The sequence below is a fragment of the Halosimplex rarum genome (assembly GCF_047715405.1).
GTDB classification, from domain to species: Archaea; Halobacteriota; Halobacteria; order Halobacteriales; family Haloarculaceae; genus Halosimplex; species Halosimplex rarum.
The window spans coordinates 19,948-41,021 of record NZ_CP180413.1 but is presented as its reverse complement, the minus strand read 5'-3'; the positions used below and the strand labels follow the sequence as shown (position 1 = coordinate 41,021).

Sequence of the window (21,074 nt, the reverse complement as noted above, 5' to 3'; positions counted from 1 at the left end):
CGCCCGTCGGCCGTTCGCCGGTGCAGGACCTGCCGTCCGTGCGCCGGTGCCGGGCCGACAGTTCGTTCGCGGACACCGGGCCCACAGTTCGTCCGTCCGGGTTCCGTGGATACAATTGTGCGGACCGTGCACAAGTCTTATAACCGCGTATTCCGTACGCTCTCCTGATACCGATGCCAGATTCGATGTCTGAACAACTCCGGCAGGACATGGTCTGTGAGGGCCTCCTCGAGTGTTTCCACGGGCTGAAGGAACTCGACAAGGAGTGCTTCCGGGCGCTCGTCACCGCCGAAGAGCCGCTCACCGTCGACGAACTGGCCGAGTCCGTCGACCGCGAGCGCTCGACCGCCTATCGAGCCGTCCAGCGGCTCCTCCAGGCTGGATTCATCCAGAAAGAACAGGTGAACTACGACCAGGGCGGGTACTACCACGTGTACAAGCCGACCGACCCCTCAAAGATCGCCGACGACATGCAGCGGATGCTCAACGACTGGTACGCCAAGATGGGCCAGCTCATCCAGGAGTTCGAGGATAAGTACGACCAGGAAGCCGCGACGGCCCAGTCGATCGAAGGGTAGTCGACCGCTCTCTGTCGAACGAGTTTCTTCGCCGCCCCTGTCGAACGAGCGACCGCTCTGGCGATTTGCTTCGAACGAGCGACCCGTCCGTCGATCCATATAGTATTGTGCAATACAGCCAAAACCCTTAATTACTGGTGGGGCGTAGACGGTAGTGATGACAGCAGATACCGCATCCGAAGCGAGTTCGACGACGCCGACCGACCCCGTCCACATCGACGGACAGGACGAACTCGACGAGTTCGTCGCCGACAACGACGTGGTCCTCACGGACTTCTACGCCGACTGGTGTGGCCCGTGCAAGATGCTGGAGCCGGTCGTCGACTCGCTCGCGACCGAGACCGACGCGGCCGTGGCGAAGGTCGACGTCGACGCCAACCAGCCGCTCGCGGGCGCATACGGCGTCCGCGGCGTGCCGACGCTCGTCCTGTTCGCCGACGGCGAGCAGGTCGAGGAAGTGGTCGGCGTGCAGGGCGAAGACCAGCTGCGGTCGCTGATCGAGAGGTACACCGAATAAATGAGTACGGACACACAGGACCTGGTGATCGCTGGATCGGGTGTCTCCGGCCTCTCGGCCGCCGTGTACGCCGCCCGTGCGGATCTCGACCCCCTCGTCCTCGAGGGCGACGAGCCGGGCGGGCAGCTGACGCTCACCACCGACGTCGAGAACTACCTCGGCTTCCCCGAGGGCGTCGGCGGGATGGAACTCGTCCAGCGCGGGAAAGAGCAGGCCAAGCAGTTCGGCGCGGAGTTCCAGCACGGGGGCATCGAAGCGGCCGACCTCGACGGGCATCCCCTGGAACTCTCGCTCTCGACGGGTGAGACGATCCGGACGCGTGCACTCGTCGTCGCGACGGGCGCCAGCGCCCGCTGGGTCGGTGCCGACGGCGAAGACGAGCTGATGGGATACGGACTGTCGACCTGTGCCACCTGCGACGGCGCGTTCCACAGAGGCGACGACGTCCTGGTCGTCGGAGGCGGCGACAGCGCGATGGAGGAGGCGCTCTTCCTCGCGAAGTTCGCCGATTCGGTGACCGTCCTGCATCGCCGCGAGGAACTTCGAGCATCGGAGATCATGGTCGACCGCGTCCGCGAACACGACGATATCGAGTTCGCCTGGAACACTGAACTGCTCGCGATCGACGGGTCGCCGGACGAGGGCGTCACCGGCGCGCGAATTGCCTCGCATCCCGACGGGTACCCGAAAGAGCGGCACGAGGACGGAACGGACGTCGCCGTCGAGGAAGTCGACGTCAGTGGCGTCTTCTACGCCATCGGTCACGAGCCCAACACGGCGTTCCTCCGCGACACTCCCGTCGAACTCGACGACAGCGGTTACGTGCAGACGGCGCGGGCCGACGACGCCTGGGCGACCACGGAGACGGTCGTCGACGGCGTCTTCGCCGCGGGTGACGTGATGGACCCCGACTACCAGCAGGCGGTCACCGCCGCCGGCATGGGTAGTATGGCCGCGCTAGACGCCGAGGAGTGGATCGAGTCGAGCGCGTCCGTCCCGGCGGAGAGCGCCGAACCGATCCCCACGGAGGCCGGTGACTGATGGGAACGACCCGACGACGGAACGTGAACACGACCGACCCGTCGACCGTCGAGGATCAGGCGGACCGAGTCGTCGTCTCGTTCCGGTCACCGGAGACCGACCCCGACGAAGACGACGAGTGGTGGATCGCCGACAGCGAGTGGCTCCAGGAGAACATGACCGAACACACCTATCGACGGTACCTCCGCTGGGCCCACGCCGGCCCGGTCGAGCTCGGTGACGAGTGGGAGGAGTTCGTCAACTGCGGGTGCGCGAATCCGGAAGACGTGATCCTGCGCGTCGAACGGATCGCGGGCGGGTCTGCTATCGGTTCGGAGACGGCGATCGAGGTCGTCCCGCGGAGCTCGCTGGTCGACGCCGGCGACGGATCGGTGGACAGTTCCGAGTGACGATCTGACGTGACTGCGACCGTCGCGTCGATCGCTGAAAACGCGTTTTCAGCACGTCGACACAGCGAATTGCGCCCTCACTGGATCGGAAATCGCAGAGCCGAACGAGAGGCCGGTGTCCGGTCGGCGACAGCGCCGCAACACCGTCGATCGGCTGGAGACGCCCGGGCGGTGCAACGTGGTCCGCGCGGCGATCGTATCGTGGCGTAGCAGTACGAACGGATCTCTCGGCGAACGGAAGCGGGGTGGGCTCCTCACGAGAATCGATAGACCGGTGCCGGGACCGAGGCGGACGAGCCTCACGTGTGCGACGGTCGTGGTAGATCGTATAGCGATCCGAACAACAGGACGAACCCTGGCGCCACGAGGAACCCCTGCACGAGTAGCGTCCCCTCCGCGTCCAGTCCGAACACGACGGCGCCGAGGGCACCCAGCAGCAGTCCGAGTGTGATCGCAGCGAAGCCGTAGCTGAACAGCCGGAGCGAGCGCGACGCTCTCCGATTCGCGGCCCGGTGTGCGTAATACGAGATGATGCTCCCGAAGATGACCGTCGCCGTCGTCACGGTGACGATCACGGTCGACAGTGGAAGGGTTGGTGGCATGGTCACAGTGGCTGTCGGCTGACGCGGTTCGGAGCCCGGACGGATCGACTCGGTTCGGTACTCGCGAGGTCGCCTTCGACGGCTACCTGTACCTACCGGTGCGAACATCTTCAAACGGCGTCGCAGTTCCCAGTCGTCGAGAACGGCTCTCCGTGCCCGAACCGCCGTTCGCGACTCCGACGAGCGGTCCGTCGCGAGCGGTTCGATCCCAGGCGATGGGAATCACGTCACGGCTTATTGCCCCGGTCGGAGAAGCTAGTACCGTACGGATGGCTACCAGAGAACTCGAATCCAAGGTGTTCGGCTGGGACGTGCAGTTCACGTACTCCGAGACGTGGATCGGCTACGCGCTGTTCTCGCTGCGCGTGATCATGGGCTGGACGTTCTTCTACGCCGGGATCACGAAGGTCCTCGACCCGGAGTGGAGCGTCCGCGGCTTCCTGCTGCACGCGATACCCGAGGGCAACCCGTTTACCGGCATGTGGACCGTCATGGCCAACGACTGGGCGTGGCTACTGACGCCGATGAACCAGGTGGGACTGACGCTCATCGGGCTCGCGCTGATACTCGGCGCGTTCGTCCGCTTCAGCGCTTTCTGGGGCGCCGTGATGATGCTGTTCTACTGGGCGGCAGCGCTGCCGCTCGAGAACGGCCTGGTGATCGACGACCACATCGTCTATGCGCTGTTGCTGTTCGGACTCGGCGCGTTCGGATCCGGTCGGATCCTCGGCCTCGACGACCGGCTCGAGGAACTGGATATCGTCGAAGAGAACCCCCGATTGCGCCTGTTTCTCGGCTGACGGCACCGCCCTCTTTTTTCCGGTGGGCTGTCTCGCACCCATTCTATGGCCGCCAGCGACCGGGCGAGCGGACCGTGGTCCGGCACCGGCGGCTGGAACTCCTCCCGGCCGCGAAGCCGCTCTCGGGGCGCGACGCCACGACGCAGATCTGCGGCGCCGGCGTCGTCCCACGGCGGTCGAGATCTCATTTAACTCTTGCCGTGTCCACCGTCAGCGGACAATCCGGGATGGACGTATTCGCTGGGGGACCGAACTGTCGCACATGGACGACGAGACAGGAGTGTCCGGCAGCCTCAGAGAGACGCTCAAACGTCACCGGAGCGGCAGTGACTCGGACGGGACGCTAGTGCTGAGCGACCAGGAGGGGTACGTCGGCGACACGGTCACGCTCAAGGGCCGGAACTTCCCGGCCGACGAGGAGTACGAGGTGGTCTGGAACTCGACCGAGGGCCGGTGGGGCGTGCTCGAAGCCAACGAGATCGTCGGCCCGCAGTATCAGCCCCGCACCGACACGATCGCCACGGTTCGGACGGACGACTCCGGCGAGTTCGACGAGGAATGGACGGTCCCTGAAGACTACGGCGGCGCACACCGGGTCCAGGTGCAAACCGGCGACGGGAACGTCGTCGCGCGCTCGGAGTTCTCGATCACCCCGTGGTTCGAGATCGACCGCACGGAGGCGCCGCTGGGCGAGGCGTTCACGATCACCGGCTACGGTATCGGCCCGAACGTCGTCACGAACAACTATCAGGTCTCGTGGGACAACGGCAACGTCGGGTTCATGACCGGCGTGATGAACCGCGGGACCGCGACCGCGGAGATCCGGGCGGTCGGCCCGCCGGGCGAGCACGTCGTCCAGGTGTGGCGCAACTACAAGGGCGTCCCCTACCTCCAGAACAACACGCAGTCGCCGTACGGCCCGGTCGCCGGGGGGCGGCAGTCGGTCTGGACGGTCGAGGTGACCGAACCCGACGAGTCGCCGCGGACCGCCTGGGTCGACCCGCTGCTGGACGAGCAGCCAATGAGCGTCCACTACCCGGAACTCGACGACGACGACACCGAGGCCCAGCTGGAGATCTCTCCGACCTCCGGGCAGGCGGGGACGACCGCGTTTCTCACCGGCACCGACTTCCCGCCCGACACCGAGGTCGACCTGATCTGGTACCGCCACGAAGGTCACCGCGTCAAGGGGATCCCGATCACGCCGGAACCGAAACCGGACGTGCTCCCGACCGTAACCACCGACGACGACGGGAGCTTCCAGGTCGAGGTTGCCGTCCCCCGCGAAGAGGGGTCGACCCGTCCGATCACCGCCGCCGTAGACGGTCGGGAGGTCGCGGTGACCGGCTTCATGATGCAGCCCTCGATCGAGACGTTCGCGCCCGTCCGGGGACCCGTCGGCACCGAGATCGAGATCGAACTCTCCGGCATCGGCTGGACCATCTACGAGAACGCGCCCTTCTTCGTCTACGACAACACGCCGCTGGGCTACGTCTGCGGGACCGCCGGCGACGACAAGCAGGGCACCGTCCGCGCGAAGCTGCGGGCCGCCGGCGAACCCGGCTACCACTTCATCGACATCTACCCGAGCCTCTTCGATATGCAGGAGGACCAGCCGGAGTTCGACGTCAGGCCCCACCTGTCGTACCTCGACAACCACCCGGTCCGGCCGCTCCCCGCACTGCACATGGCCTTCGAGGTCACCGAGGGGTGAGCCGATGACGCTCGACCTCAGCCTCGCCTGCCACGACTACGCGTGGACCCAGCCCCTGTGGGACGGCCGCGTCGAACCGGAGGGTGTGCGCCTCTCGACGGTCAACTACCCGAACCCCGTGCGGTTCTCGCGGATGGTTCGCAACCGCGAGTTCGACGCCTGCGAGCTATCGATGGGGACCTATCTCGCCACTCGCCGGAACGGCGACCGATTCCCATTCACGGCGATCCCGGTCTTCCCGTTCCGGAAGTTCAGACACGCGTACATGTACACGCGGCGCGGGTCGGGTATCGCGGACGCGGCGGACCTGGCCGGCAAACGCGTCGGGATCGTCAACTGGCAGACGACGACGGGTATCTGGCAGCGCGGGACCCTCAGCGACCGCTACAACCTCGATATCACCGACGTCGAGTGGGTCGCCGGCGGCTCGGAGATCGTCGACGTCGACGTGCCCGACGCGTACGACCTGACCTACCTCGACCATCAGGGCTCGACGATCGGGCTCCTCGAAGACCTGATCGAGCGCGGGGAGATCGACGCGATCTTCCACCCGGTCGACTCAGGCGTGGCGAACGCGGAGCGACTGTTCGACGACGCGAAAGCCGTCGAGCAGACGTACTACCGGGAGACCGGCATCTTCCCGATCATGCACGCGATAGTCCTCAGAGACGAGATTCTCGACGAGCACCCGTGGGTCGTCCAGCCGCTGTACGACGCCTTCGAGCGGGCGAAAGAGATCGGCCTGACCGCGCTAGACCGCCCGCGCGAGTTACCGCTCGTCTGGGCCGACGTCTACGCCGACGAACAGCGAGAGGTGCTGGGCGATGACCCGTGGGAGTACGGGCTCACCGAGGACAACGTCGCGACGGTCGAGACGCTCGCCGAGTACGCCCACGATCAGGGCGTCGCGGCCGAACGCTACGGCGTCGACGAACTGTTCGCGACCGAGTACCTCGACACCGACTACTACGCGTAGTTCGGTTCCCGGCCCTTCGCGTGACTCGGTTTCGACGCTCTCGGTAGCGTCGGTTCTGCCCGGTCTGCCGTCGCGAGAGGTTCGGGAAGCGACCGTGGGAAAGCGACCGCGGAAATACGACCGTGGAAAAGCGCTCTATCCGGTCAGTTGCGCGGTGCTCGCGGTGAACAGTTCGTCGACGTCGTACGCCCGCGGGATCAGACCCTGGTCGTGAGCGTACTCGACGAACGTGGCGAGGCCGCGGCGGTTGCGGTCGGTGAGGCCGTACTCCCAGGCGTCGTCGCCGAGGATCCGCCGCTGTTCGAGGAGGTGCAGGTGCGCCCACGTCAGCGACGCCTTCGCGCTCGGGCTGGTGTTCCGCTCCAGACAGCGGTCCCTGGCCTCGCAGAACGCGTCGAAGACGTTCGCTGCGACCCATGGATGCTCGTCGAGAATCTCGTCCCTGATAGCGATGGCGTGCATCGGCGGGTGGATGCCGGTCGCCTCGAAATACTCGCGCTCCGCCGCGAGCGGGTCGTCGAAGACGAACTCCGCCCGCTCGGACTCTGCCACGTCCCAGAACAGCGACCCCGCCGGGTCCATCGCCGCCGCCAAGTCTCCCTCGAAGAGCATCTCCCGGAGGTCCTTCGGCTGCTCGACGGCGTCGCCGTCCTGTGCGCCGGGCACCGGCCGGATGTCGAACCGGGCGGGGAGATCGACGGGCACGTCGTCCTCTCGGCGGCGATACCACCGGACCCGTTCCAGGTCGAGCCTGTGGTGCTCCGCGGCGATCCCGCGGACCCACACGTTGGCCGTCGTCTGCCAGGACTGGACCCCGACCTTCTTCCCTTCGAGGTCGGCGGGCTCGTCCACGTCGGCGTCGGCGTGTTTGTAGAAGAACGAGTGCCGGAACCGCTTGTTCGGGAAGACCGGGATCGCCGTGAAGGGGTACTCGTCACGGTGCTCGCGCGAAGAGAGGTACGACGCCAGCGACACCTCGCAGACGTCGAACGCCAGCTGCTCGAACATGCGGCGGTGGCGCTTGGGCGGGTACTCCGAGAGCACCGTCGCGTCGATCCCCTCCGGCTCCACGTCGCCGGTCAACAGCGGTTTGTAGATGTCTCTGTCTCCGAGCGCGACGGACAGTTCGACCGTCATATACCGGTATTTCGGCCGCATCGGGGGTATGCCTTCCCCGGATTCCAGCACAGTGGGAGGCCGAGCGTCGCCGACGTGCGGCCCCGTCACATGAGATTAGAGTCGGTGAAGAGGCGTGCCGCTCGCGGCGGATCACCGACGAAAAACGGACAGCTAGTGGCTGTGTTGTGCTGCCCCGTGGCCGTGCTGTGTCATTCCGTGGCCGTGGTGGCCGTCATCCGCGCCGTGGTGGCCGGTCGAATCGTGGTGGCCGCCGGCCGCGTGACCGGCGTGGGTCCCGTGGTGCGGATGGTCCGTCCAGTGGTCGCCCTGACTGTGGTCACCCCAATCGTTTGCGAGCCCCCACTGGTCGCAGACGTGGCCGACCGTCGACACGGGCGACTCGGTCACGTCCGTCACGTGAGCGCCGGCCGTCGCGGTCATCGCCAGCCCGACGACGACGAGCGCGACGACCGAACCGATCGCGATCCGGCGTGTTGTCGACATTTGAATTCCCTCTGTGTTCGAGTACGCGATCTGGCCTGATAACCGCCGAGGGGGCTTCTCAGTCGCTGAGAACGGGACGGCGTCGCCCGGAACGCGCCGCGCCGCGATCGAGGAACTTCCCACCCGGAACGCGACGACACCGTGAGCGGGTCACGTCCCGTCCGACAGCGCGGCGTTCCCGGCCGGACTACCGCTGCCGGGAGCGGCAACCGCGAGTCACGCGAACCCGTCGACGAACAGTTCCTCGACGTCGTACGGTCGCGGGATCAGACCCTGGTCGTGAGCGTACTCGACGAACGTGGCGAGGCCGCGGCGGTTGCGGTCGGTGAGGCCGTACTCCCAGGCGTCGTCGCCGAGGATCCGCTGCTGTTCGAGGAGGTGCAGGTGTGCCCACGTGAGCGAGCCGTTCGCGCTCGGGCTCGCGTTCCGTTCGAGGCACGCGTCGCGCGACTCGCAGAAGGCGTCGAAGAGTTCGGTCGCGATCCAGGGGTGGTCGTCGACGACCTCGTCTCGGACGGCGACGGCGTGCATCGGCGGGTGGATGCCGGTCTCGGCGAAGTACTCTCGTTCGGCCGCCAGCGGGTCGTCGAAGACGAACTCCGCCCGCTCGGACTCCGCCACGTCCCAGAACAGCGACCCCGCCGGGTCCATCGCCGCCGCCAACTCGCCCTCGAACAGCGCCCGCTTGAGGTCCTCGCGTTCGGCGACGGCGTCCCCGCCGTGTTTTCCGGGCACCGGGCGAATGTCGAACCGGTCGGGGACGTCGATCGGCACGTCGTCGCCCTTCCGGCGGTACCACGTCACCGATTCGAGGTCGAGCCCGTAGAAATCCCCGGCGATCCCCCGCATCCAGACGTTGGCCGTCGTCTGCCAGGAGGAGACGCCGACCTTCTTCCCCGCGAGGTCTGCCGGTCCGTCCACGTCGGCGTCGGCGTGCCTGTAGAAAAACGAGTGGCGGAAGCGCTTGGCCGGAAAGACCGGGATCGCGGTGAACGGATACTCGTCGGGACGGGCGCGCGAGGAAAGGTACGACGCCAGCGACACCTCGCAGGCGTCGAACTCGCGGTCGGCGAAGAAGCGCCGGTGGCGGTTGGACGGGTAGACCGGGGTCGTCGTCGCGTCGACCCCGTCCAGTTGGACGTCGTCGGTCAGGAGCGCGCGGTTCAGGTCTCGGTCGCCGCAGGCGATGGACAGTTCGATTGGCATTGGGCTGTTGGGTGGGTCGTTGTCGGTCGGTTTCAGCTCGCGTTCATGTCGTGGAAGGAGACGCCGAACAGCCGCAGCGAGAGCAAGACGAGGAACGTCATGCCGACGAACAGCGTCGAGATGGCCGAGACGAGTTCAACGTTGGCGGTGTTCATGTAGACGTTGAACACCTTGACGGGGATCACCATCGTGTCCGACGAGTAGACCATCAGCGGGATGGTGATCAGCTGGAAGATGTGGATCAGGAGGTAGAACCAGATGATCGCGGAGGTGTTCTTGAACAGCGGGAGGAACACCTCGCGCATCTGCTGGACCCAGGTGGCGCCGGCGATCCGCGCCGACTCCTCCAGTTCCGTGTGTATCTGGACGATGTTGCCGATAGCGAGCCGCGAGGACATCGGGATGTACGCGATGACGCACCCGATGACGACGATCCAGAGCGTTCCGTAGAGGTCGACGAGCGGGTGGACCTTGCCGACCCACAGGGCGGTGAACAGGACGCTGACGCCCGTGATCACGCCGGGTATCGCGACCGACGACAGCGAGAGGAAGTCGACGACGCCCCGGAACGGGTAGGTCGTCCGCTCGGTGTAGTACGAGAGGCCGACGACGAGCACCGTCCCGATGGTCGCCCCGGCGAGGCTGACGAGGACGCTGTTGACGAACGCGTCGCGCAACCGCGGGTTCGCCAGCGCCTCCGCGTAGTGGGAGAGCGTGAGACTCGAGACGTCGACGTGGCCGAACCAGACCGAGTGGACCGACACGAGGACCATCACAGCGACTGGCAGTACCCAGACGAGGAGCATGAACGCCCAGAGCGCGCCGGCGACCGGCCATCGCCACTTCCCGAGGTCCCAGGTGTGGGGCTGGTAGCCCTGCCCGGTCACCGTCATGTAGTCCTCTTTGCGACTGGTCACCTTGCGGTGGTACCACACCAGCACGGCCGCGACCAGCAACAGGCTGATCGACAGCGCGGCGGCCTGGCCGTACTCCGGCGGCGCTCGCAGTCGGACGGCCTTCCAGATGGCGGTCGCGTACACCTCGTACTGCTCGCGCGCGCCGAGGATCGCCACGACCGAGAACTCGCCGAGCCCCAGCAGGAATCGGATGATGAGCGCCGTGAGGATCGCCGGGAGGATCACCGGGAACGTGACCGACCGGACGGTCTGGCGGATGTTCGCGCCGTGGATCCGCGCGACCTCTTCGAGGGACGCGTCCATGTTCTGGAGCGCCGGCGCGGTGAGCAGGTACACCGACGTCACGGCGTCGACACCGGCGACGACGACGATCCCGGTCGGGCTGAAGATGTCGAACGGCGGGGCGTCGAGCCCGAGCGCGCCGACGAGCGTCGTGGTCACGAGCCCGTGGTCGGGACCGTACGTCGTGATGTACATGATCGCGTAGATGTACCCCGGGACGGCGTACGGCGAGATCAGCACGAGCTCCATCGCGTCCTTCGTCGGGACGTTCGTCCGGACGAGCAGCCACGCGAACCCGAGTCCGATCGACATCGAGACGAGCGTCGTCCCGCCGGCGACGAACAGCGAGTTCGTCACGAGCCCGGTCACGTCGAACGCGTCGGCCACGTACACCGCGAGGAAGTTCCCGACGGTGAACGACCCGGAGAACTGCCCGGGGTAGCCGTCCCAGAGGCTCGTCCAGAGCAGGAAGACGAGCGGGACCAGCGTCAGGAGGACGGTCGCGACGGCGAACCCGCCGAGCGCGACCCGCCTCGTCAGTCCGTCGGTCCCGGTCGTCGCCGAGACCACGCGGACCGTGGAATCGCGGGCGGTCCGTGCGGTCTCGGTGAGCCGCGTTCGAACGCTCACGGCGCCCCTCCGGGCGTCCCGTCACGCATCCGTGATCGGGTAGACCTGTATCGACTCCGGCCGGACGTGGAGCCGTATCTCGTCGCCCCTGGCGCGGTCGCGAACGGTCTCGGAGTGGACGACGAGGTCCGTCCCCGCGCCGTCGAACGCGACCGTCATCTCGTAGGCGTCGCCGAGGATGCCTTCCGCGACGACGGTCCCGGTCAGTTCGAGTCGCCCGTCCGGGCGGCCGGCGAACCCGCCGATCTCGACGTCCGCCGGCCGGAGGAAACACGAGACCGAACCGGTCGTGACCCCGTCCGAGACGAAGTCGACGTTGTCGAGCGGGAACTCCACCAAGTCCGTCCGGACGACGCGGTCACCGTCGGCATCCACGTCGACGGTGCCCTCGAATCGGTTGTGGACGCCGACGAACCGACGGGTGAACGGCGACGACGGCCGCCGGTGGAGCTCGCCCGGACGCCCGCGCTCGACCGTCTCGCCGTCTCGCATCAGCACGACTCTGTCGGCCAGGTAGAACGCCTCCTCCTGGTCGTGGGTCACGTAGAGGACGCTGACCCCGAGTTCGTGCTGGAGCCGCTGGAGTTCGTCGCGCATCTCCTTGCGCAGCTCCCGGTCGAGGTTGCTCAGCGGCTCGTCCATCAACAGCAGGTCCGGGTCGTGGACGAGCGAGCGCGCGAGCGAGGTCCGCTGCTGCTGGCCGCCGCTCAGGTCCGTCGCCGGCGCGTCTTTCAGCTCGCGGATCTGTACCAGGTCCAGGATCTCCTCGACGCGGTCCTCGTACTCCGACGACGGCACGGGGTTGTCGGCGTACTTGAGCGGGAACACCACGTTCTCGTAGACCGTCTTGTGCGGCCAGATCGCGTAGTTCTGGAAGACCATCCCGAGGTCACGGTCCTCCGGCGGCCGGGAGACGGTGGCGCTCTGAACGGTCTCGCCGCCGATCCGTACCTCGCCGCTGTCGGGGACCTCGACGCCGGCGATACACCGCAGGAGCGTCGTCTTGCCGCACCCGCTGGGACCGAGGAGCGCGACGATCTCGTCGCGGTCGACCGTCAGGTCGACGTCCCGGTGGGCGTACTCGGACCCGAACCGCTTGTCGAGCCCACTCACGGTCAACTGTGGCTGAGTCGTCATGGTCTGGTCCTGTCCGGGTTCGGTGGTTCGGTTCGCGCGCGGAAGGCGAGGGCGAGGCGAGAGCGCGACCGGCCCCGCCGCTCGGTGGTTCCAGCGGTCAGAAGTCGATCGCTTCCTCGACCGCCCGCTGACCGATCTCGGTGTACTCCTGTCCCTCCCAGAAACCGACGGGCGTGGTCTCGGTCGTGAGCCGCTCGCGCGCGTAGTCGCTCATCTCCACGTCGGAGAGGTCCAGTTCGGTGCGCGCCGCCGTCACGTTCGGGACCTCGTCGATCATCCGCCGCTGGACCGGCGCTTCCAGCGTCGCGCTGAGGACGAGCCGCGCGGCCCACGGATGGGGCGCCTCGCTGTTGATCGAGAACAGCCCCTCGAAGGTGTTCCACTTCACCGGCTCGACGAAGTTACCCACCAGCGGGAACTCCTCGACGAGTTCGGCGATCGTCCACGGGAAGTTGTAGAACATGATCGGGACCTTCCCCTGGCCCACGGCGCGCCCACCGTCGGAGTGGGAGTTGTAGCCGGTGACGTCGAAGTGGTCGACGATGGCCCGCATCCACTCCATGTCGTCCATGTCGGTCTGATCGGCGTGATACCCGATGATCCACCCGATCTGGCTGGTGACGGGGCCCGTGGGGATGATCATCTCCATGCCCTCGTACTGGTCGTCGAAGAGGTCGTTGTAGCTCGTCGGCACGTCGAGCCCGCGCTCTTCGAATATCTCCGCGTTGATCGGCATGACCGACGACGCGCCGCCGTTGAACGCCGCGGCGCCCCACGGCAGGGTCATGGAGTCCTCCAGGTCCTCGCTGAACCAGAAGTTCCCGTCGACGTCCCACTCGTAGTAGCGCTCGGCCACCGAGTCGCCCTCCTCGTAGATCTGGTTCCTGATGTCGGTCGCACTGGCGACCAGGTCGGCCTGGTCCTCGTCGGCCTGGCGCTCCTGGATGATCCGCTGGGAGATCTGCGATCCGCCGGCCGACACGACGTCGGCCTCCAGCCCCGCGTCGAACTCGTCGTTGATCACGTCGACGAGAGTGTTCCAGGTCGGCTGCTCGCCCGACCCGGCGTAGATCGTCACCGTCGTCCCGTCCTCGACGTAGTCGACCAGCTCCGCGGTCGTCCACGGCGTCTCGGGCTCGCTCCCGGTCGTCGCCGTCCCCGCCGACCCCGCGCTAGAGCCGCCGAGACAGCCGACGAGCGAGCCCGCCGAGACGACCGCGCCGGTCGCAAGAAACGCTCGACGAGAGGTCTTCGTCCCCACTCCGCGACGCCGTCGACCGGTCGTTCCGTCCCCGTCTGCCCTCGAAACGCCGGTCGATTCGTCTGGGCTCATACACGGATCGCTACCGGACGTGCGGATAAACTGATTCCGTACATTTTTACGCGATGGGAAGACGTCGCTCGAACGTCGACGTGGATCGGCGCCACGCCGGATCGGACCGATGACGCGATCCGTCGATCGAGAGGCGGCGTGACGGCTTTCCCGGCGCCGCCCCCTGGGAGGAGGTGTTCGAGGACCGCCCCCCGGGACGAGGTGTTCGAGTGCCGGCCGAGAAGGAGCTGGATCCGGCCGTCTCTCTGCTGTCCGTCGCCGCCGTCCGCGAGGAGGTGCGGGCCTACGCGGGGGATCGAGCCGACGAGCCGCGAAGGTGCAGGTTCGTCAGTGAACGGGTGGCGGCGCTCTTCAGATGGTCCTGTTCTCGACGGTCGCCGAGACGTTCTGAAAGTACGTGTCGATGTCCCGGCTGACGATCGGGCGGAGCACGGACGGGTTGAGCGTCGCGACGCCGCCGCTGTAGGTCACTTCCGCCCGGTAGGCCAGCCGCGACTGCGTCCGATCGCCGTCCTGGATCTCCATGGCGGCGAGCACGTCGAAGGTGCTCCCCGTCTTCGAGTCGAAGGCGGTCGCGCTCGTGACGACGTGGTCCGGCGGGTCGAGTTCGACGAACTCCGCCTCGCCGGTCAGCGAGACGGTGAGGTGGCTCACGCCCCGCGTGATCTCCAGCGCGTACGTCCGGTCGCCGACCCGCTCGATCGATTCCGCGCCCGGGACGCACTCGGTCAGTATCTCCGGGTTCGACAGACACGCCCACAGCTCCTCGGGGGCCGCGTCGATGTAGACCGCGTCGGAGAACTCCAGGCGCTCGACGTCCTCGTCGTCCGGGGCGAGGTCGGCGGTCCCGGACTGGTCGTCGGGCACCGCCTCGTCCGGCTCTCGCGTGTTGTCTGAGTGGCTCATTGGTAGATGGAACCCGCGGGCGGCCCCGCGGCGGTCGCGCCGCTACACTTCGATGATCGTGAACTGGTTCGATGCGATGCCGACGTCGTAGAAGCTCGCGTCCCCGTTGGTGACGACGACCTCGTACCCGTAACTGCCGGCCTCGAGCGACTCGGTCTCGAGCGTCCCGGTCCACTGGGCGGTCGACTCCTCGCCGCCCGCCTGCCACTCGAGTTCGACGGGGTCGAACGCGCCGTCGGTCGACTCGACGGTCACCGAATCGAGCGTGTCGCCGCCGACGAGGTCGCCGCTCGACCCGTCGTAGACGCCGATGGCGAACGTCACGTCCATCTCCCGGCTGAACTGGCGCTCGGGGACGCACCCGCCGACGAAGCCGTTCGCGGCCTCCTGGGGAGAGCCGTTCCAGAACGTCTCGGTCGTCACGACGTAGTTGGTCGGGTTCGAGTATTCGATGACCTCGATGGCGTCCTCGAGGATGCCGACGGTGTGGAAGTCGGCGTCTCCGTCGGTGACCTCGACAGTGTAGGGGACCGTGCCCGGGTCCATGTCCTCGGGGACCGTCCACGTTCCGCCCCACTCGTCGGCCGGGTTCTCCTCGTCGTCGCCGGCCCAGGCGAGTTCGACCTCGGGACCGCCCTCGACGGTGACGACGACGCTGTCGAGGTCCTCGTCGGTGAGCTGGTCGCCCGTCTCGGGGTCGTAGATCCCGACGTAGAAGACGACCATCATCCCCGGGACGAACCGCCGCGTCGCGGAACACGCCGAGGCGAACGCGGCGCCCTCCGGGACTTCGCCGGTCCCCGTCTCGGCCGTCACGACGTAGTTCTCGGGTTCGGGCTCCGGGGTCGCCGTCGGGGCGTCCGTCGGCGTGTCCGTGGGCGTATCCGTGGCCGCCGGCTGGGGCGTGTCCGTCTCGGTGTCACCCCCGGGACAGCCGGCCAGCGCGACCGTCGCCCAGCTGGCGGCGCCGCCGGCGAGTACGCGACGACGCGTCGCTCCGTCGCTGTCGGCTGTCTCGTCGGCGGCGTCGTTCTGTTCGGCGAGCGATTCGGCGTCCATCCGGTGGGTACTGTCGCGGCTCATTGCACATACGCAACTCGCGGAGGAACTGACAAAGCCCTCCCCGTAGTTCCAGATTTTTGGGAACTACGTCCGGCGCTTTACTGTCGAGCTCCCGAAGCTGCAAGCGAGATGGCTGAAGACACCCCCGGAGTCGACGCTGGTCGCGACAGCGAACCGAACAGTGAGTCGGATCCGGCCGACGACGGCAGGTCAGTCACGCGGCGGCGGCTCCTCGCCTCCGGCGCGGCGGCGTGGGCGACCACGAGCGTCTCCGGCTGTCAGTACATCACCGACCCCGGGACCGGCGACTCCGAGGACACTACCACCCCGACCGTGACCACCGAGACGACGACGACCGACGAACCGGTCGCCCAGCCGACGCCGACCCCGTCCGACGGCACGGACGACACGGCGGATTCGACCCCCGGCGAGGGAACTGACACGCCCACGGACACGCCGACGCCCACCGAGACGCCGCCGCCCACGACCACCGCGTGCTCGCTCGCCGGCCAGTTCGCCGCCGGGATGGAGGTCGGCCTCCACGTCAGCATCTACGACCCCGAGACCGGCGAGGCGCTGGGTGACGAGTCGCTCGACCGCGTGACCGTCGAGTTCCCCGACGCCGACTACGGCCCGCTGGAGCTGAACTGGGCCGGCGACCACGAGGCCTACGCGGGGGACACGTGGGGCTCGAAGATCGCCACCGACACCGACACCGAATCGGGCACCTACCGGTACGAGGTCTCCGTCGAGAGCGACGACGTCGACGTCGAGACGACCGTCTCTGACCGATTCACCGTCGTTTGACCGTTCGCCGTCGTCTGGCGGGTCACTCGACCGCTCTCCCGTGATATCCCGAATCGCGTGTACTCCGGTCGCAGAGCGACGGTCGAGAACTCCGCACCACTGCGGCCGTGAAGAAAATCGAGCGCGGGGCTCCGCCGCGCTCACCCGTTCTTCGGACGTTACTCGCGGACGTCGATCCGCTGTCCCGGTGGGTCGTCGCTCGCTTCGGACGGGAGTTCGACGTCGAGCACGCCGTCCCGATACGTCGCGGTGATGTCCTCCGCGCGGACCTCCCGGGGAACGCTCACCTGCTTGTGGACCATGCGTGACCTCCCGCCCGCACCGGTCCGGTCGGCCGAGATCGACAGCCGATTGTCGAGCCACGTCACCTCGATGTCCTCGCGGTCGAATCCGGGCAGGTCGACGAACACCCGGTAGGTCCCGTCGTCGTTGTACAGTTCGACTTCGTGGTCTGGGTGATGGGTCATCTGTGGCCTCCTAGTGAGAGATACCCGACACCGGCGCACCTGCCTTTCGGTGATTGTCTCTCAGTGGGAACGTCTCACCGGGTTCCCGGCCGCGACCCGGCAGTTCGAGACCGCGGCGGCGGACGGGGATGGGGCACGCTTTTGCGGGTTCGAACCGTACTGTCGGGATTGTGAAAGAGGAACAGTCGCGGTCGAGCCCCGAACTGTCGGAGACAGACGACCGTGAACTCCCGGTTGACTCCGGGACCCTCGACGCCGCACTCGGGGCGACCGCGGCCGGTATCCTCGTCGTCGATTCGGGGACGGTCTCGTTCGCGAACGACGCCGTCGAGCGGTACCTCGACACCGACCCCGACGAGGTGACGGGGAAGCCCGCCGGACACGTCTTCCCCGACTCCGTCGCGGCGGCCGTCGAGACCGTCAGCGAGACGGGCGACGAACGGACCGCCGAGTGGACGGTTGAATCGACCGTTCCCGAAGGGGACCGGGCGGTGACCGCTACGCTCGTTCCCGAGGCGGAGCGCGGACGTGTCGTCCTGACGCTCGGGTTCGGCGCGGCAGCGTCGCAGCCGTCGCCGTCGCAGGAGTCCGCCGACGCGCACTCGGACGGTACGCAGTCGCAGTCGTCCGGGACGCAGTCGCAGTCGGGCAGTACGCAGTCGGACGGCACGTTGTCGCCCGACTCGCCGGTGACCGACGACGGCGTCGCCCTCCTCACCCTCGACACCGCGGGCGAGATCACGGGGGTGAACGAACGAGGCGAAGCCCTCACCGGGTGGACCGCGACGGAGGTCGTCGGCCGGCACGTCTCGGTGCTGTATCCGACCGACGCAGCCGACGACGCCCCGGATCGAGCGCTGGAACGCGCCCGGGACCGGGGGCAGATCGAGGACGAGGGGTGGCGCCAGCGGTCGGACGGGTCGAAGTTCTGGGCGGCGACGACGGTCACTCCCCGACGGCGGTCTGACGGCGGGATCGACGGGTTCAGGTTGATACTGCGGGACCGAACCGATCGCAAGCGGGTCGAAGACGAGCGGGCGTTGCTCGCGGCGGTCAATCACGCGGTGGCGGACGCCGACACGTTCGGCGACGGCGTCGAGACGGCCCTCGAAGCCATCTGCAGTCACACGGAGTGGGCCTACGGCGAGGCGTGGGTGCCCGCGGATGACGGCGACTACCTGCAGCACCTCGTCGCCCACACGGAAGACGAGGGTCTCGAACCGTTCCTGCTGGCCAGCAGGGACGTCACGTTCCCCTTCGAGGAGGGGTTGCCCGGCCGGGTCTGGGTCTCGGGGTCAGCCGAGTGGATCCCCGACGCGTCCGCCGAGTCCGAGGACGTCTTCTACCGGCGCGCAGCGGCCGAAGGCGTCGGGCTCCAGGCGGCGCTCGGCGTCCCCATCGTGACCGAGGACCGCGTCGTCGCCGTGTTGACGTTCTTCCTCCGCGAGCGGCGGGCCGACGACGAGGAACTCGTCGACGCGGTCACCGACGTCGCCGCAGACCTGGGCGTCCTGATGGCGCGCAGACGGGCCGAGGACCGACTCGAACGCGAGCGGTCGCTACTGAGCCGGATCTTCGAGACGAGCCCGATCGGGCTCCTCGTCACCGACGCCGGCGAGCGGGTCGTCCGAGCGAACGCGCAGGCGAGCGACATCTTCGGTCGGCCCAGCGACGCGCTCGTCGGCACCGCGTTCGGCCGGCTCGCCGACTCGTTCGGCGATGTGAACGGCGACCCCGTGCCGGTCGACGAGTTGCCCGTCGCCAGCGCGCTCGCGAACGAGCGCGTCGTCACCGACGTCGAACTCGAACTGGACGCGGAAGGCGACCACGCCGAGTGGATCTCGGTCAGCGCCGCCCCCTTCGGGAGCGCGGACGGCCCGGTCGAACGCGTCGTCGTCGTCGTCGAAGACGTCACCGAGCGCCGGGCGCGCGAGCAGTCGCTCCGCACCTTCCGAGAGGCGGTCGAGCAGGCCGGCCACTCCGTGTACGTCACCGACACGGACGGGATCATCGAGTACGTCAACCCGACGTTCGAGCGAGTCACGGGGTACAGCGCCGACCGGGCCATCGGGGCGGATCCCTCGATCCTGAACTCCGGCGAGCACGACGACGCGTTCTTCGAGGACCTGTGGGAGACGATCTACGCCGGCGATATCTGGACCGGCGAAGTGGTGAACCGGCGCAAGTCGGGCGAGACCTACGTCGTCAACCAGACGATCGCACCGATCGTCGACGAGTCGGGGGCCATCGAACGCTTCGTCGCCATCAACGACGAGATCACCGAGCAGAAACGCCGCGAACGGGAACTTCGCCGGCAGCGGAACTCCCTCGAACGGATCAAACAGATCATCGAGAGCCTGCGACCGATAAATCGAGCACTCTCGCGCGCGGACACCCGCGAGGCTATCGACCGGCGGCTCTGCGAGCAACTGGCCGGTTCGGAGGCGTATCTGTTCGCCTGGATCGGCGACTACAACTCGGCGGTCGGCGCGATCTCACCCCGCGAACGGGCCGGCGTCGAGGACGAGTTCCTCGCGGAGATCGACCTGTCCCTGTCGGCCGACGGGGACGCCGACGATCTGTTCCTCAAAGCCGTCGCAGACGGGACCGTCCAGGTCCGCCGGGAGATTCCGACCTCGCTCGCGTCCGACGAACGGCAAAACCGGGCGCTCGCGTACGGGTTCCAGTCCCAGGCCGCGATCCCGGTCGTGTACGGCGACACCGTCCTCGGCGTTCTGGGGGTCTACTCGGCCCGGCCCGACGCCTTCGACGAGTACGAGCAGGGCCTGTTGCGCGAACTCGGCGAGCGCGTCGGCCACGCCATCAACGCCGCGGAGAATCGGCAGCTACTCCACACCGACACCGTCGTCGAACTGGAGTTCGAGGTCGGCGAGCCCGACTCGGCCGTCGTGGGCGTCGCCGACGAACGCGGCTGTCGACTGTCGCTAAACAGCGTCACAGCCGCCTCCGACGACGCCTACGCCTGCTATCTCGAGGTAGACGGTGCGGCGCCCGCCGCGGTCGCCGAGGCGTTCGATAGCCGATCGAGCGTCAACCGGGCGCGCGTCGTCAACGCCCACGGACAGACTGGCATCGTGGAACTGACCGGGCGGCTGGACCCGATCGCGACGCTCGTCGAATACGGCGCGACGGTTCGCGCGTTCGAGACGGCCGGCGACACCGCGACGCTCCGGTGTGAGATCGCGCCGCGATCGGACGTCGAGGCGCTCATCACCGACGTCGAGGACGCCGGCGTTGGGACCGTGTTCGTGGCGAAGCGGACCCGTGACCGGGACATGCGGACGCTCGAACTGACGAAGACGGCCGTCGAGGAGCGGCTGACCGACCGGCAGCGCGAAGCGCTCGCGCTCGCCTTCCACGCGGGGTACTTCGCCTCCCCCCGGCACTCGACCGGCGAGGAACTCGCCGACGTCCTCGGAATCGCCTCGCCGACGTTCTACCAGCACGTCCGGGAGGGCACTCGGAAGATACTCGAACTGGTGGTGGGCGACGACGAGCCCGACTCCGCGACGCCGACGCGGTCTCGGGAAGACTCATAATTGTATTCTAACACTAGTCAGCTAGGTTTCCCGAATAGCTGGGAGCCCGCTATCACTAGTCAGCTAGCTCCCGGCGCTATGGGACGGGAGAAGCTACGTGTAGACACCGATGAGCGAGACCAACAGACGGGCGTTCCTGGACGTCGTGGGCGACGAGGACTGCGCCGCGATCCTGGACGCGATCCGCGAAGAGTGCAAGACGATCCCGGAGCTTTCGGACGGGTGTGACATCCCGCTGTCGACGGCCTATCGGAAACTGACGCTGTTGCAAGAGGCGGACCTCGTCGAGGAGAAAAACCGGCTCCCGAAGGACTGCCGCCCGAAGAACGTCTACGAGCTGAGCTTCGACGCCGCCGTCGTGACGATGAGCGACGACGGTGGCTTCGAGGTCGAGTACGTCGATTCGCCGCCCGAACAGGCTTCCTACGGACAGGTCAGGGATACGCCGCTCTCGCTGGCCAGCGGCGACTGAGCGATGGGCCACGCGTCGCCACCGGCCCCTACCAGCGAACGTACGCGGCCGGTCA

The 21,074-nt window shown here is 67.6% G+C and carries 20 protein-coding genes; 10 read left to right on the top strand and 10 right to left on the bottom strand.

Features of this window, described 5'->3' with window-relative positions; translation table 11 throughout:
• Window positions 1-173 precede the first annotated feature (173 nt).
• The 4 genes from ACMGFH_RS21960 (at window position 174) to ACMGFH_RS21945 (ending at window position 2,525) form a co-directional block, all read left to right on the top strand.
• Window positions 174-578 carry a helix-turn-helix domain-containing protein gene (locus ACMGFH_RS21960; protein ID WP_415383416.1) on the top strand — a complete coding sequence of 135 codons (405 nt, stop codon included), beginning with the start codon at window positions 174-176 and terminating at the stop codon, window positions 576-578.
• A gap of 157 nt (window positions 579-735) precedes the next feature.
• Window positions 736-1,095 carry a thioredoxin gene (gene trxA, locus ACMGFH_RS21955; protein WP_415383415.1) on the top strand — a complete coding sequence of 120 codons (360 nt, stop codon included), beginning with the start codon at window positions 736-738 and terminating at the stop codon, window positions 1,093-1,095.
• Window positions 1,096-2,136 (top strand): NAD(P)/FAD-dependent oxidoreductase, encoded by a 1,041-nt coding sequence (locus ACMGFH_RS21950; RefSeq protein ID WP_415383414.1) that lies wholly within the window; start codon window positions 1,096-1,098, stop codon window positions 2,134-2,136.
• Window positions 2,136-2,525, top strand: coding sequence for a hypothetical protein (locus ACMGFH_RS21945; protein WP_415383413.1), 390 nt, complete (start codon window positions 2,136-2,138; stop codon window positions 2,523-2,525). The genes ACMGFH_RS21950 and ACMGFH_RS21945 overlap by 1 nt, the downstream gene beginning before the upstream one ends.
• A gap of 299 nt (window positions 2,526-2,824) precedes the next feature.
• Here the strand turns inward: ACMGFH_RS21945 and ACMGFH_RS21940 are convergent, their stop codons facing one another.
• On the bottom strand, window positions 2,825-3,127 hold the full coding sequence (locus ACMGFH_RS21940; protein ID WP_415383412.1) for an oxidoreductase: 303 nt from the start codon (window positions 3,125-3,127) through the stop codon (window positions 2,825-2,827).
• 269 nt (window positions 3,128-3,396) lie between these two features.
• On the opposite strand from ACMGFH_RS21940, the gene ACMGFH_RS21935 reads away from it, so the two are divergent.
• The 3 genes from ACMGFH_RS21935 to ACMGFH_RS21925 all read left to right on the top strand — a co-directional run bounded on the left by ACMGFH_RS21935 (window position 3,397) and on the right by ACMGFH_RS21925 (window position 6,617).
• A complete protein-coding gene (locus ACMGFH_RS21935) occupies window positions 3,397-3,927 on the top strand; it encodes a DoxX family protein (RefSeq protein ID WP_415383411.1) in 531 nt (176 codons plus the stop codon).
• A 262-nt stretch (window positions 3,928-4,189) separates the two neighbouring features.
• Window positions 4,190-5,641, top strand: a complete 1,452-nt coding sequence (locus ACMGFH_RS21930) for a hypothetical protein (protein WP_415383410.1) — start codon at window positions 4,190-4,192, stop codon at window positions 5,639-5,641.
• Window positions 5,642-5,645: 4 nt separating this feature from the next.
• The gene (locus ACMGFH_RS21925) at window positions 5,646-6,617 is read left to right on the top strand and encodes a 4,5-dihydroxyphthalate decarboxylase (RefSeq protein ID WP_415383409.1); all 972 of its coding nucleotides are present in this window, start codon (window positions 5,646-5,648) and stop codon (window positions 6,615-6,617) included.
• Window positions 6,618-6,752: 135 nt separating this feature from the next.
• On the opposite strand, the gene ACMGFH_RS21920 is transcribed toward ACMGFH_RS21925, so the two are convergent.
• The 8 genes from ACMGFH_RS21920 to ACMGFH_RS21885 form a co-directional block, all read right to left on the bottom strand.
• Complete coding sequence (locus ACMGFH_RS21920) at window positions 6,753-7,754, bottom strand: ABC transporter substrate-binding protein (protein ID WP_415383408.1); 1,002 nt, start codon at window positions 7,752-7,754, stop codon at window positions 6,753-6,755.
• A 153-nt stretch (window positions 7,755-7,907) separates the two neighbouring features.
• The gene (locus ACMGFH_RS21915) at window positions 7,908-8,240 is read right to left on the bottom strand and encodes a hypothetical protein (protein WP_415383406.1); all 333 of its coding nucleotides are present in this window, start codon (window positions 8,238-8,240) and stop codon (window positions 7,908-7,910) included.
• 216 nt (window positions 8,241-8,456) lie between these two features.
• Entirely contained in the window at window positions 8,457-9,446 is a 990-nt protein-coding gene (locus ACMGFH_RS21910) for an ABC transporter substrate-binding protein (RefSeq protein WP_415383405.1), read from the bottom strand.
• A gap of 32 nt (window positions 9,447-9,478) precedes the next feature.
• Window positions 9,479-11,275 (bottom strand): ABC transporter permease, encoded by a 1,797-nt coding sequence (locus ACMGFH_RS21905; RefSeq protein ID WP_415383404.1) that lies wholly within the window; start codon window positions 11,273-11,275, stop codon window positions 9,479-9,481.
• Window positions 11,276-11,296: 21 nt separating this feature from the next.
• On the bottom strand, window positions 11,297-12,412 hold the full coding sequence (locus ACMGFH_RS21900) for an ABC transporter ATP-binding protein (protein WP_415383402.1): 1,116 nt from the start codon (window positions 12,410-12,412) through the stop codon (window positions 11,297-11,299).
• A 97-nt stretch (window positions 12,413-12,509) separates the two neighbouring features.
• Entirely contained in the window at window positions 12,510-13,745 is a 1,236-nt protein-coding gene (locus ACMGFH_RS21895) for a transporter (RefSeq protein WP_415383401.1), read from the bottom strand.
• Between the two features lie 351 nt (window positions 13,746-14,096).
• Window positions 14,097-14,651, bottom strand: coding sequence for a CoxG family protein (locus tag ACMGFH_RS21890; protein WP_415383400.1), 555 nt, complete (start codon window positions 14,649-14,651; stop codon window positions 14,097-14,099).
• A 42-nt stretch (window positions 14,652-14,693) separates the two neighbouring features.
• A complete protein-coding gene (locus ACMGFH_RS21885) occupies window positions 14,694-15,734 on the bottom strand; it encodes a hypothetical protein (RefSeq protein WP_415383399.1) in 1,041 nt (346 codons plus the stop codon).
• 108 nt (window positions 15,735-15,842) lie between these two features.
• On the opposite strand from ACMGFH_RS21885, the gene ACMGFH_RS21880 reads away from it, so the two are divergent.
• Complete coding sequence (locus tag ACMGFH_RS21880) at window positions 15,843-16,520, top strand: hypothetical protein (protein ID WP_415383398.1); 678 nt, start codon at window positions 15,843-15,845, stop codon at window positions 16,518-16,520.
• A 158-nt stretch (window positions 16,521-16,678) separates the two neighbouring features.
• On the opposite strand, the gene ACMGFH_RS21875 is transcribed toward ACMGFH_RS21880, so the two are convergent.
• Entirely contained in the window at window positions 16,679-16,987 is a 309-nt protein-coding gene (locus tag ACMGFH_RS21875) for an Hsp20/alpha crystallin family protein (protein ID WP_415383396.1), read from the bottom strand.
• 170 nt (window positions 16,988-17,157) lie between these two features.
• Between ACMGFH_RS21875 and ACMGFH_RS21870 the strand changes: the two genes are divergently transcribed.
• Complete coding sequence (locus tag ACMGFH_RS21870) at window positions 17,158-20,547, top strand: PAS domain S-box protein (RefSeq protein ID WP_415383395.1); 3,390 nt, start codon at window positions 17,158-17,160, stop codon at window positions 20,545-20,547.
• Window positions 20,548-20,656: 109 nt separating this feature from the next.
• Window positions 20,657-21,019: an ArsR/SmtB family transcription factor gene (locus ACMGFH_RS21865; protein WP_415383394.1), complete on the top strand. Its 363-nt coding sequence runs from the start codon at window positions 20,657-20,659 to the stop codon at window positions 21,017-21,019.
• The last annotated feature ends 55 nt before the right edge of the window (window positions 21,020-21,074 follow it).